Annotated in this window: 13 protein-coding genes; 4 read left to right on the top strand and 9 right to left on the bottom strand. The window is 72.5% G+C overall.

The window, feature by feature from the left end:
- The first annotated feature begins 61 nt into the window (after window positions 1-61).
- A complete protein-coding gene (locus tag ABEA93_RS21190) occupies window positions 62-469 on the top strand; it encodes a DUF3052 family protein (protein WP_345677233.1) in 408 nt (135 codons plus the stop codon).
- Window positions 470-484: 15 nt separating this feature from the next.
- On the opposite strand, the gene ABEA93_RS21185 is transcribed toward ABEA93_RS21190, so the two are convergent.
- On the bottom strand, window positions 485-1,660 hold the full coding sequence (locus ABEA93_RS21185) for a hypothetical protein (protein ID WP_345677232.1): 1,176 nt from the start codon (window positions 1,658-1,660) through the stop codon (window positions 485-487).
- A gap of 503 nt (window positions 1,661-2,163) precedes the next feature.
- Between ABEA93_RS21185 and ABEA93_RS21180 the strand changes: the two genes are divergently transcribed.
- A complete protein-coding gene (locus ABEA93_RS21180) occupies window positions 2,164-2,667 on the top strand; it encodes a DUF6891 domain-containing protein (protein ID WP_345677231.1) in 504 nt (167 codons plus the stop codon).
- Here the strand turns inward: ABEA93_RS21180 and ABEA93_RS21175 are convergent.
- Genes ABEA93_RS21175 through ABEA93_RS21165 form a run of 3 tightly spaced genes read right to left on the bottom strand, consistent with a single transcriptional unit; the run spans window position 2,646 to window position 5,009 of the window.
- Complete coding sequence (locus tag ABEA93_RS21175; protein ID WP_345677230.1) at window positions 2,646-3,299, bottom strand: LuxR C-terminal-related transcriptional regulator; 654 nt, start codon at window positions 3,297-3,299, stop codon at window positions 2,646-2,648. The genes ABEA93_RS21180 and ABEA93_RS21175 overlap by 22 nt on opposite strands.
- A complete protein-coding gene (locus ABEA93_RS21170) occupies window positions 3,284-4,618 on the bottom strand; it encodes a sensor histidine kinase (RefSeq protein WP_345677229.1) in 1,335 nt (444 codons plus the stop codon). Before ABEA93_RS21170 ends, ABEA93_RS21175 begins: the two co-directional genes overlap by 16 nt.
- 25 nt (window positions 4,619-4,643) lie before the next feature.
- On the bottom strand, window positions 4,644-5,009 hold the full coding sequence (locus tag ABEA93_RS21165; protein WP_345677228.1) for a hypothetical protein: 366 nt from the start codon (window positions 5,007-5,009) through the stop codon (window positions 4,644-4,646).
- A gap of 669 nt (window positions 5,010-5,678) precedes the next feature.
- On the opposite strand from ABEA93_RS21165, the gene ABEA93_RS21160 reads away from it, so the two are divergent.
- Window positions 5,679-6,263: a hypothetical protein gene (locus ABEA93_RS21160; RefSeq protein WP_345677227.1), complete on the top strand. Its 585-nt coding sequence runs from the start codon at window positions 5,679-5,681 to the stop codon at window positions 6,261-6,263.
- 23 nt (window positions 6,264-6,286) lie between these two features.
- On the opposite strand, the gene ABEA93_RS21155 is transcribed toward ABEA93_RS21160, so the two are convergent.
- Both ABEA93_RS21155 and ABEA93_RS21150 read right to left on the bottom strand, forming a co-directional pair.
- The gene (locus ABEA93_RS21155) at window positions 6,287-6,598 is read right to left on the bottom strand and encodes a metal-sensitive transcriptional regulator (RefSeq protein ID WP_425585034.1); all 312 of its coding nucleotides are present in this window, start codon (window positions 6,596-6,598) and stop codon (window positions 6,287-6,289) included.
- 120 nt (window positions 6,599-6,718) lie between these two features.
- Entirely contained in the window at window positions 6,719-8,524 is a 1,806-nt protein-coding gene (locus ABEA93_RS21150) for a glycoside hydrolase family 3 protein (RefSeq protein ID WP_345677225.1), read from the bottom strand.
- 151 nt (window positions 8,525-8,675) lie between these two features.
- Between ABEA93_RS21150 and ABEA93_RS21145 the strand changes: the two genes are divergently transcribed.
- Window positions 8,676-9,383 carry a TVP38/TMEM64 family protein gene (locus ABEA93_RS21145; protein ID WP_345677224.1) on the top strand — a complete coding sequence of 236 codons (708 nt, stop codon included), beginning with the start codon at window positions 8,676-8,678 and terminating at the stop codon, window positions 9,381-9,383.
- Here the strand turns inward: ABEA93_RS21145 and ABEA93_RS21140 are convergent.
- The 3 genes from ABEA93_RS21140 to ABEA93_RS21130 form a co-directional block, all read right to left on the bottom strand.
- Complete coding sequence (locus ABEA93_RS21140) at window positions 9,355-9,894, bottom strand: potassium channel family protein (protein ID WP_345677222.1); 540 nt, start codon at window positions 9,892-9,894, stop codon at window positions 9,355-9,357. The two genes, ABEA93_RS21145 and ABEA93_RS21140, sit on opposite strands and share 29 nt — an antisense overlap.
- 118 nt (window positions 9,895-10,012) lie before the next feature.
- Window positions 10,013-10,855, bottom strand: a complete 843-nt coding sequence (locus ABEA93_RS21135) for an aldo/keto reductase (protein WP_345677221.1) — start codon at window positions 10,853-10,855, stop codon at window positions 10,013-10,015.
- Between the two features lie 38 nt (window positions 10,856-10,893).
- Window positions 10,894-11,727 carry a VWA domain-containing protein gene (locus ABEA93_RS21130; protein ID WP_345677220.1) on the bottom strand — a complete coding sequence of 278 codons (834 nt, stop codon included), beginning with the start codon at window positions 11,725-11,727 and terminating at the stop codon, window positions 10,894-10,896.
- Between the last annotated feature and the right edge of the window lie 122 nt (window positions 11,728-11,849).

The raw sequence follows: 11,849 nt of genomic DNA, 5'->3' as shown, positions 1-11,849 counted from the left end.
CTCGTCCGCCCACCTCGTCCGCTCGCCCCGTTCGCCCGCCGCGCCGCGCAAAGGACCACCCATGGCCGCCGGTTACTCCGGTACTCAGCTCGCCAAGAAGCTCGGTCTCAAACCCGGGCACACGCTGGTCCTGCGGCACGTGCCCCGCGGCTGGCTGCTGCCGGACATCCCCGACGGCGTCCAGACCGTCCGCGACGCCGTCGGCGAGGCGGACGTGGCCTTGGCGTTCTTCCGGGAGAAGGCCGTGCTCGCCGACGAGGCGACGGTGCTCGCCGCGGCGCTCCGCGACACCGCCGCGCTGTGGATCCTGTGGCCCCGCAAGGCCGCCGGGCACGTCAGCGACATCACCGAGAACGACCTGCGCGACCTGTTCCTCCTCACCGGCCTCGTCGACGTGAAGGTGGCGGCGGTGGGGGAGGACTGGTCCGGACTGAAGTTCGTCCGGCGCAAGGAGAACCGGCGGCGCTGACCGCCGGGGCGCGGTTCAGAGCGCCAACGGTCCCTCGCAGCAGGGGCGTCGGGGGGCGTCGTCGTGGTGCGGGTGCGTCTCGACGACGATCGCGCCGGCCGCGTGCAAGGCGTTCGCGACGTCGGCGTCCCGGCCCGGACGTACCTGGGGGACGACGATGTGGTGGGTGCCGGTCGGGCCTTCGTGGGACGAGTAGCCGTGGCGGTGGTTGTGCTGCGAGACGGCTGCGCTCAGCCGGGTGGTCTCGGCGGGCTCGGACGGGAACACAGCGAAGACGTCGGTGAGTTCCTCCACGGGCGTGGCGGTCGTGGTGATGCCGCCCCCGGCCGCGACGAGCGTCGTCACCGTTGTCGTCGTCCCGATGGCGCAGTGCGTGCCGGCGGCGTGGGCGGCTTGGACGAGGCCGCGCGGGCCGGTCGCCTTGGCGATCGCCGTGCCATCCGCATCGAGGAGGCGGACGTCGAAGTTGCCGACGACCCAGATGCGGTCGTCGTCCGCGGGCATCGCCACCGCCCCGTACTCGGCGACGAGCTTCCGCGGTCCGTCCGGGGTGAGTCGGAAGACCAGCGTGTCGCGGGCGGCCCAGCGGGCGGTGGCGAGGACGCCGTGCGCGGTCGCGTAGCCGAGGAGTTCGGTTTCGTCGACGCCGCCCGCGTACCAAAGGCCGAGCAGGTCGAGGCCGGTGCCGAAGTGCGCGACGACCCCGCGCTGCCCGTCCGCGACGACGATGCCGTGTGCGGTGGCGGTGAGTGTCGGGTCGCCGCCGACCTCCCGGGACACGGGCCGGTCGTCGGTCATCGCCATGCCGACGTCGGGGTCGCGGACGTCGTGCAGGTCGGCCAGGACCACCTCGCGCTCCCACGCCCCCGGCAGGCCGACCGCCAGACGGCACGCCTCGCTGCCCGCACGCGGCGGCAGGACGGCGGCGAGCCGCCCGTCGCCGAGCGCGGCAAGACGGAGGACCACGTCGCCGCCGGTCTCCAACGGGGACGCGTCGGCGAACCGGTACGCGTCCGCGTGGCGGCCGGCCCAGATGCGGTCGGCCCCCGGGTCGACGGCGAGCGGGGTCTTCCACGGGAGCGGGCGTTCCGGAGCGGTCCTGCCGACGCGGGCGCCGGACCGGAACACGCGGATCTCGCCGGCGGTGTCGCAGGCCTGCACGATGGTCGTTCCGTCGGTCCAGATCTCCATACGCCCGCCTTGCCTCCGTCGCCTGCCGTGCATGGCCGTGCATGGCCGTGCATGGCCTTGAATGGAGCGGGAGACTAGCGAAGCCGTGGGACAACGCGGTTGGTTCGGTCCGCTGAGCGCTCGGAGCGTTGCGCCGACCGGACTATGCCGGGCGCGGCGCAGACCTTGCGGGCCGCGAACTCGCAGCGGCCCCGTCGACACGCGGACAGCAGTGGACGTCGCCCCGCTGTGCTGCCACGCGCCCTTCAGCGCCTCGAACAGCGGGCTGATCTCGTCCCGGCCTGCGCCCGGCTCGAACCGGCAGTCCGTGGGCATCGGAACTCGGCCGGCACGTTGGCGAAGCCCGTGGATGCCGCTGCCACTGCCATCCGCGAGGTCCCCATCGATGCCGGCCTCCTCGTCGGGGAGCACCAGGCGACTCCGGAGAGGAGTCCGGTCCGGCCGCGCGCTCGATCCGGCGATGACGCCGTCGGCGTCGGGCGGCGGGGCCAGGGTTCCGGCTCATGGTGACCGACGGCAGGGGCGATGCGATCGATCGGGCGTTCGGCGAGCTGATGCGGGCGGGGGTCGTCGCCTTGCGGAATGCCGGAGTCACGCAGTCGGACGGATGGGACGAGGCCGAGCAACGGGCCGAGACGCTGTCCGACGAACTCGAGGACGAGGAACTCGCGTACGGGGATGGTGAATCCGACGAGGACCCGGTCCGCGGTGCGGTCTTCTACCACGCGCAGGACTTGGCCCGGGCGCGGCGTGGCGAAGGGCTGTACCTCACCTACGGGGCGTTCAAGCGGTCCGGGCGCAGCCGTGCCGACCACGACGCCGCCAGTGTCGAGATCGGTGTGCTGGCACGTGAGGCGCTCGCCCGCCACGGCGTCGACGTCGAGTGGAACGGCAGCGTCGACGAGCGGCTGTTCCTGCCGCCGGCCGCGTGGGCGGCGGCGACCCGGCGGGGTGTGGCGGGCGCCGGGCCCGGGGCGCAGCGGCGTCAGGCGTCGGCGCCCAAATAGGTGAGGACGGCCCGTACCCGGCGGTTCGTGTCCTCGCCCGCTTCCGCCAAGCCCAGCTTGGTGAAGAGCGTTGTCGAGTACTTGCTGATCGCGCCCTCGCTCAGCACCAGGCGGCTCGCGATGGCGCCGTTCGACAGCCCTTCGGCCAACAACGCCAAGACCGAGCGCTCCCGTTCGGTGAGTGCTGCCAGCGGGTCTGCGCGCATCGGGCCGCCGAGGAGCTTGGCGACCACGGCCGGGTCGAGGGCCGTGCCGCCGTGTGCGACCCGTTCCAAGGCGTCCATGAACTGGTCGGCATCGAGCACCCGGTCCTTGAGCTGGTAGCCGATGCCGCCTTGGCCGTCGGCGAGCAACTCGCGTGCGTACAACTGCTCGACATGCTGCGACAGGATCAGGATCGGCATCGCGGGGACTTCGCGGCGGGCGGCGAGCGCGGCGCGCAAGCCCTCGTCGGAGAACGTCGGGGGCAGCCGGACGTCGACCACGGCCACGTCCGGGCGTTCGGCCAGCATGGCGTCGAGCGCCGCGGGCCCGGTGTCGACGGCCGCGACCACCGTGTGGCCGAAGGCTTCGAGCAGGCGGACCAGGCCGTCCCGGAGCAGGAACAGGTCTTCGGCTACGACAACACGCATGGCACCGCCACAGTCACTCGCGTCGGACCGCCGACCGGGCTGTCGACGGTGAGGAGGCCGTCGAAGGCGGCCATTCGGCGTTCGATCCCGCGCAGCCCGGAGCCTGCCGAGGCATCGGCCCCGCCCGCGCCGTCGTCGGTCACCGTCGCGGTGAGGACGCCTTCCGCGTAGACCAGTTCGACGGTGGCACGGGTCGCGCGGGCGTGTTTGGCCGTGTTGGCGAGGAGTTCCGCGACGGCGAAGTAGAGCGCCGACTCGACCGGGCGTTCGGGACGGGACGGTACGGAACTGCCGACGGTGACGGTCACCGGCGCGTCCAGCGCCACGGCCCGGACGGCGTCGACGAGACCGCGTTCGGTGAGGACCGGCGGGTTGATCCCGCGGACGAGTGACCGCAGTTCCTCGAGCGCGGCCACCGACGACGCACGGGCGTCGGACAGGATCGCCTTGGCGCGCTCGGGGTCGGCGTCGACGAGGCGTTCGGCGATCTGCACCGACATGCCCATGGCGACGAGGCGGGCTTGGGCGCCGTCGTGCAGTCCGCGTTCGATGCGTTCCAGTTCGGCGGCCTGCGTCTGGGTCATGTCGGCGCGGACGGCCTCGAGTTCGTCCACCCGCCGGCCGAGGCGCGTGCGCGGGATCGGACCGAGGAAGCGCGCGGCGATCGGCCCGAGGATGCGCCACGCGAACGGCGCCGCGGCGAGGCCGCCGAGCACGAGGAGGACGCCGCCGAGCGGGTGCGCGGTGACGAGCAGGGCGATGCCGACGGCGAGTGCCGCCGGGGGCGCCGCCGCCACGGGCAGCACGGTCACGCCCGCGACCAGGATCCATACCCCGTCCCACCGGAACTGGGGGTCGTGGAACCGGGCGTTCATGCGTGCCTTGCGGCGGGCCTCGCGCTCGGACTTGTGGTACTCGTGGCCGTCCCACCAATGCCCGGTGGCCATCCGCGTCACCGGCCGGGGTCCCCGGTACGTGACGTCGAGCCGCAGACCGAGCCAGCGGTGCGCCATGCGCCGCGCGGCGCGGGCGAGGACGCGGCCGAGGGCGGCGTGGACGGTCTGCACCGCGGAGAGGACCCACACGGCGACGAGCAGGGTCTCGCCGAGGCGGGCGAGCGCTCGGAGGACCCAGGGGGCGGACCAGCCGTCGGACCAGCCGTAGGCCAGCACACCTCCGCCCCACGCAGCGGCTCCGCCGGCCGCGGGGACGAGGACGGTCAGCGCGACGAGGACGACGCAGCGGTACAGCCCGGCCGGGACGGCGGCGTACCGGCGCAGGCGGCTGCGGGTCGTCGGTGCGGGCGGGTTCTCGGTCACGGGTTCACCCCCTTGGTTGTGGTGATCATGATGGCGCGGCGGGTGCGGTGGCTTGGGTGCGGGTGCGGGTGCGGGTGTGCGGCGACGGGGGTGAGGGGCATGGACCGCGGCCGCCGCTCTCCAGGCGCGACCGGCCGACGAGCGGCGGCTCCGGCGCGGCGGCCGGTTCGGCCGCCCGGCTCGCCTCGACCGCTGCGGTCCGCCCGCGTCGCTCGCCCCGCAGTGCAAAAGCGGTGATTCCGGCACCGATCACCGCCAACGCGACACCGTGCGGCAGCAAGGCCGCGACCACGGCCGAAGCAGCCACCAGCACCAGCCCGGCGGCCACGCACACGAGACCGGTCACCAGCCGAGCCCGGTGACCCATGCGGCGCAGGAAGAGGAAGATCACGGTCGTCTCCGATCCGGCTCGCGTCGGCCGCACGCTACGGCCGAACACCGAAGACGCTACGAACGCGCCCCACTCCACCGGTATCCCGAAACTCGCCGACCCGGTGTGGGGGAATCCCCACCCCGGGGCGAGGAGGCCACGCCGTGTGTCCTGTCGCCGCAGCGCCTGTCGGGGGTGCCGAGGGAGACCTCGGATCCGTCGCCCAGAGGACTCCCCGGCAAGGCCGCCAGGGGCCGCGGCTGTCCGGCGTCGGCCTGATCCGGACGGCCTCGCGGTTCTCCCGGCCCCGGCAGAACTCGTCGCCGCACGTCGACCGGCCGACACCGCCTCGCGGCCCGACGGCGGGGCGCGGGGTCCTCGTGACGTGTCGGTCCGGGTGCCCCGCTACCGCCGCCGATCGCCCGGTGCCGGCGGCCTGCCGCACGCGCCTCGTCGGCCGAGCGCGGCCCGCCCCCCGATCGCCGTCCCGCCGCCCCGCCGATGCCGCCCCGCCCTGCTCGGCCGCCGTCGGCCCCGTCCGCCCCGCTCCGAATCCCCGCAGGCCGGAGCCGATTTCCCGGTCCCGGCCCGGCCCCGGCCCGGTCCCGCGGCCGCCGTTCCTCGCCCCCGATCCCCCCTCCGGGGCCCGGTCCGGAACGATCTTCCGGAAAGGCTTTAGGCTGGCATGCCATGAGGTCCCTCGTGCCGACGCCGCCTGAGGGATCGGCGTTGGCGGAGCCGGCCACCCGGCGGGCTTTGCGGGGGTACCGGCTCCGCGCCTGCGCGCTGATGCTGGTCGGGGCGATGCTCTACGCCGCCGGGTGGGGCGTGGAACGCTACGCCGACCTGCCCGCCGCCTGGACGCTGCTCCTCATCCTCGTCTCCGGCTGCTGCGTGGTCTTCGGTCTCGTCGCGCACGTGCAGGCCACTCGCATGCGCCGGGTCCTCACCCGGCGCCCCTGGGTCGCCTGCACCTGCCGCTTCCACGAGCCGCCGACCGTGCCCGGCGGCGGGAACCAGTCCGTGCTCGTCCTCATCGACCCGGCAGGCGACGGCGCCCAGCACGTGCTGGCCGTGGTCGCCACCGCCCGCCGGGCCCGGCGGCTCCGCCCCTACGACGGCACCAAGGTCTGGTACGCGGGCAACCCCGCCCGCGGCGGCGTCGTATCGCCCCCCGGCGGCGGCTTCCTGCTGTGGACCCGGCCCATCCTGGTGCGCCCGTGGAGCCGGTACGTCAAGCAGAACGCCACCGGCACCAACCCCGCCGGCGCCTGACGGGCCGAAGGCACCGCCCCGCCCTACGACTTGACCAGCCGCGCGATCGCCGCCGACGCCTCCCGCACCTTCGCGTCCGCGTCCTCCCCGCCCGCGGCGATCGCCTCCGCCACGCAACAGGCCATGTGCTCGTCCAGCAGTGCGAGCGCGAACGACTGCAACGCCCGTGTCACGGCGGACACTTGCGTCAGCACGTCGATGCAGTACGTGTCGTTGTCCACCATCCGCTGAAGCCCGCGTACCTGCCCCTCGATCCGCCGCAGCCGCTTCAGCACGTCGTCTTTGTGGTGGCTGTACCCGCTCATCAGCGTCCCCCTCCGGTCGCGTCCCCCCAAGTGTGCCCGGCCGGCGGAAGAGCCGACGACCCCGGAAACCGGAGTCGCCCCATGACGAACACCCCCGAGGACCGACCGGCGAAGCCGGGCCTCGGGGGTGTCCCCTGCGTCGGATCCGGATCAGTACGACAACCCGTGTCCGAACTCGAAGACCGCGTCCTGGCCGTCGCTCGGCACGTCCGACCGCTGCCGCTCGACGTCCGCCATCGACCGCGGCAGCTGGAACGGCAGCTTGCCCTCCGGCGCCCGGCGCCCGAACAGCACGTCCAGCAGCGGGCCGTCGGCCGCGCCGTAGTTCGCCACCAGGGCGGCCGACCCGTCGGCGATCTCCGGGATGACGGCCGGGCGCTCCAGGTAGATGTCGACCACCGTCGGCACCTTCGCGCACAGGTCGAGGATGCGCGCCAGCTCCGCGTCGCCGAAGGCGAGCGTGCCGGAGTGGAAGAAGCTCTGGAAGAAGCCGGGGCGCTCGTCGTACGGCGTCCGCAGGCGCACGATCGCCACGTCCGCCTCCTCCGGCGTGGCGACGACCGTGCCGTACCCGTCGGCGACGTCCGCGGCGACGCCCTCGACGTAGACGCGGGTGCCTTCGGCCAGCGGCAGGACCGGGCCCGCCGGGGTTTCGGCGTTCTTCAGGAGGGTGATCGACCGGCTCTGCGCGATCCGGCCGGCCTCGAGGCCCTCCGGCGTGCCGACCAGGGCCGCGGTGGCGTCGACGTCGACGAACGGCTCGTCGAACAGGCCGAGCACGAACTTCTCGCGGAGCAGGCGCCGCACCGATTCGTCGATGCGCTCCTCTGCCACCTTGCCGGCCCGCACCAGCCCGACGACCAGCTCGGGGACGTCCTCGCCGCCGAACTGGTCGCAGCCCGCCTCGATGACCTTCTGCACACGCTCGGACTCGCCGAGGTGCTCGACGCCCCACGCGCGCGCCACGTGCACCTCGCCCATGATCGGCGCGTCGCAGATCAGGCCCCAGTCGGTGCACACGATGCCGTCGAAGCCGAGTTCCTCGCGGAGGAGCCCGGTGACGACGCCCTTGTTGAAGCCGAAGCCGACGGGCTCCATGTCGGTGTCCACCGGCATGCCGTAGTACGGCATCATCTGCGACGTGCCGGCCTCCAGGGCCTTGCGGAACGGCGCCAGGTGGTACTCGAAGTTGTCGCCCGGGTAGACCTGTTCGCGGCCGTTCGGGAAATGCGGGTCCTCGCCGTCCTTCTGCGGGCCGCCGCCGGGGAAGTGCTTGGTCATGGTGGCGACCGACTCGGTGCCCAGCTCGTCGCCCTGGAAGCCGCGGATGTACGCGGCGACCATGCGGCCGGTCAGCTCGCCGTCCTCGCCGAAGGTGCCGTTGATCCGCGACCAGCGCGGCTCGGTGGCCAGGTCGATCTGCGGGTGGAGCGCCAGGCGGATGCCGACCGCGAGGTATTCACGGCGGGCGAGGTCGGCGAACTCGCGGACGAGCTTCTCGTCGCCGACCGCGGCAAGACCGCAGGTCTCCGGGAACTGCGAGAAGCCGGTGGCCATGGCCGCCGTGCCGGGGTTGTCGGTGAAATGGTGGCGCGGGTCGGTGGAGAGCGTGATCGGGATGCCGAGGCGCGTGCCGAGCGCGATCTCCTGGATCCGGTTGTGCCAGGCGGCGATCTGCGCGGGTGCCGCGCCGCCGAGCAGGTTGAAGTGCGTCATGTTCAGGTCGTCGACCATCTGACGCACCGTCGGACCCATCCCGGAGGTCGCCGGGTCCTCCGGGTCGTCGAGGAGGGCGCCGTCGGGGCCCATCATCGCGATCGTCTGGAACATCAGTCCGGCCTTCTCCTCCAGCGTCATGCGGCCGAGGAGGTCCTCGACGCGCTCGGCGACGGGGAGCGACGGGTCTTCGTACGGGGCTGCTGCGGGGCCGCGGAAGCGGTGGCGAGCGGTGGTCATGGACGTATCGTGGCATGAAAACCTAGTGGTCGGTAGGTTTTCGTCGGCGGGTGTCCCCACGGCAGCCCCCGCCCCGCCCGTACAATCGCCAGGTCACCCGACCCAACCGCCACCGAATCCCGCCCGCGCCCGGCCTCAGGGGGAACCGGCCATGCCCGATGCCGTCCTCGATGCCTGGCGCGCCGTCACCGGCACCGCCGACGACGTGCTCACCACACTCCGCGACTTCCTCGACCACGGCTTCTGGACGCACTATCCGACGCCGGTCGTCATGCTCTTCTTCGTCGCGATATGCATCGTCGGCGTGGCGTTCTTCATCCCGAAGACGCTGTTCGCGCCCGCCGCCGGCGCCCTCTTCGGGGCGTTCCTCGGCACCATCGTGGCGATGGTCGGCGCGACCCTCGGCAGCCTGCTCGCCCTGGCCGTCGGCCGCCGACTCGGCCGGGCCCGGGTGCGCCGTTGGCTGCACCGCAAGCAAGCCCTCGCCGACCTCGACGCGCGGCTGACCCGGCACGGCGTCGTCCCCGTCATCCTGCTGCGGCTCGTGCCGATCATGCCGGGCTTCGTCGTCAACTACGGCTCGGCGGCCACCGGCATCCGGACCAAGCACTTCGCCGTCGGCACCGTCATCGGGCTGCTGCCCGCGACGATGGTGCAGGTCGCCGCGGGTGCGTCGGTCCGCAACGGCCTGTCGATGCCGGTCGTCCTCACCGCCGCTGTCGGCATGCTCGCCGTGGCCGGCGCGGGGCTGTGGTTCCGGGGCCGCGGCAAGGCCGCCGTAGCGGAGGAGCCGGCGGACAACACGGACGCGGCGGCCGACGACGCGCCGGCTAAGGATGCTCCCGCCTCCGCTGCTTGATCCGGTCCATCGCGACCGAGGCGCCGGCGCCGAGGAACACCAGGTTGAACGCGATGTTGATCATCACGGCGATGCGGGCACCCTGGCCGGACGGATGGATGTCGCCGTAGCCGACCGTCGCCGCCGTGACGAGCGTGAAGTACAGCCCGTCGGTCCGGGTCACCAGGCCGCTGAACTGCCCGGGCTGCTGCGACAGCCGGTAGTACATCGTCGCGAAGAACGCGACCGAGATGAGCGCCGTGATCAGCAGCCCCTCCGCCCGCGCCGGGACGCCCCCGGTCGGCGGCCGCAGGATCAGGTAGACCATCAGCGCGGCCAAGCCGAGCACGCACACGACGAACCCGCCCACCCGGATGCCGTCCGATGCGGAGTGCAGCTCGTCCGGCAGCACGTAATAGGCGACGACCACCAGGACGACCGTCGCCAGCGACCGGAACAACGCCCACGGCCAGGTCGGGGGTAGGCGCGTTTCGGCCGATGCCTCGCCGGAGGGCGCGTCGTTGCTGTCCATTCCGACCCATGCTCGGACAGCAACGCTCCCGCGGCCAGGCGACACGGCGCAGCGGAAAGCGGGAAATGTCCCGGTTTGCCGTGCCGGACTCCGACTCCCGTCGGCTACACCCCGACGGTCACGCCCCGTCGAAGCCCAGGTTGAACGTCTCCGGATCCGGCCCCGTCCGCCGCCCCCGGTCCAGCCCCGCGATCGCCGCCATGTCCGCCTCGTCCAGCGCGAAGTCGAACACCGCGATGTTCTCCCGGATCCGCGCCGGAGTGACCGACTTCGGGATCACGATGGTGCCGAGCTGGAGGTGCCACCGCAGCACCACCTGCGCCGTGCTGCGCCCGTGCTTGGCCGCAATGTCCGCCACCACCGGGTCGGTCAGCAGCGCGCCGCCCTTGGCCAGCGGGCTCCACGCCTCCGTGCGGATGCCGAATTCCTCGTGGAACGCCCGGAGTTCCCTCTGCTGCAAATACGGATGCAATTCGACCTGGTCGACCGCAGGAACCACGCCCGAGCTTTCGAACAGCCGCTCGAGATGCGGAATCTGGAAATTCGACACCCCGATGGCCCGGATCCGCCGGTCGGCGTACAGCTTTTCGAACGCCTGCCACGTGTCGATGTACCGGTCGGCGGCCGGCATCGGCCAGTGGATGAGGTACAGGTCGACATAGTCCAGGCCCAGTTTCGCGAGACTGTCGTCGAACGCGCGCAGCGTCGTCTCGTAGCCCTGGTTCCGGTTCCACAGTTTCGTGGTGACGAACAGGTCCTGGCGCGGGATCCCGGAGTCCGCGAGGGCTTCGCCGACCCCGCTCTCGTTCTCGTACGCCGCCGCGGTGTCGATGCTGCGGTAGCCGGCCTCCAGCGCCGTCCGCACCGCCGCCCGGGTCTCGGCGGGAGGCACCTGCCACACGCCGAAACCCAGCTGCGGAATCGAAACCCCGTTGTTCAGAATGATGTTGGGTACGCTCACGCTCGCACTCTACGCACGGGCCGCGGCTCCCCGCGCGGTCACGGCCGCAGCAATCCCATGCTCCGCGCCCGGTTCAGCCAGTCGGGGTACTCCTCCATCATCAGGTCGAACAGCATCTCGTCGGAGATGTTCGCCGGGTCGGTGACCGCGAAGAACGCCGCGTTGTCGGTGTAGCGGCCGGGCATGTTGTCGAGTTCCTCCAGGAACCCGAAGCCGCCGCCGAGCTTCTCCACGAGCTTGTTCGCCAGGCGCTCGGACAGCTTCATCTTCTTCTTCGGCGCGCCCGGCGCGTCCGCGTCGCCGTCGGCCTTCTGCAGGTCGACCGCCTTCGGCGACGGGCCGATGCCCATGAACTGCCAGAAGAGCGGCTCGTAGCTGGAGTGCATGACCTGCTGGCGGGTGGCCTCCTGCGACGACGTCATGCCGTCCGTGATGAACATGACGTACACCGGCAGCCGGTCCGGCACCGGACCGTGGCGCGGCGCCGACGTCTTGAAATAGCTCTCCCGGACCAGCTGCATCGCCTTCGCGTAGTCCGTGCCGCCTTCCAGCGGGTACTTGCGCAGGATCACGTCGGCCCAGCCCTGGTACTGGCCGAGGCCGAGCGTGCCGGCCTCGTGGCCTTCGACGCCGAACAGGAAGACGTCGACCTCGCCGTTGTCGTCGAACCGCAGCCCGAGCGACAGGACGCGCTCGATCAGCGCCTGCACCTTCCCGCTCTCGAACAGCTTGTGCATCGACGCGGAGATGTCCAGGCACAGTGCCACGCGGGCGGTGTGCTCGCCGAGACCGCGCTTCTCCAGGCTCACCGCGGCCTGCTTGGTGAGGCTCAGCAGACGCGGGTGCCCCTCGTCGGCGAGACGTTTCTCCATGTTGACGAGCTTCTGCTTCTTCAGACTGACCGGCGCCGAGCAGGACGCCGCGGACGCGGCCGCCGGAGCCGCGGCCGGCGGTGCGGCGGCGGGCGCGGGCGGGGCCGTCGTCGGCCGCGGCG

This window comes from Yinghuangia aomiensis (assembly GCF_039542225.1).
GTDB classification, from domain to species: Bacteria; Actinomycetota; Actinomycetes; order Streptomycetales; family Streptomycetaceae; genus Yinghuangia; species Yinghuangia aomiensis.
This window is presented reverse-complemented; position numbering and strand designations above follow the sequence as displayed.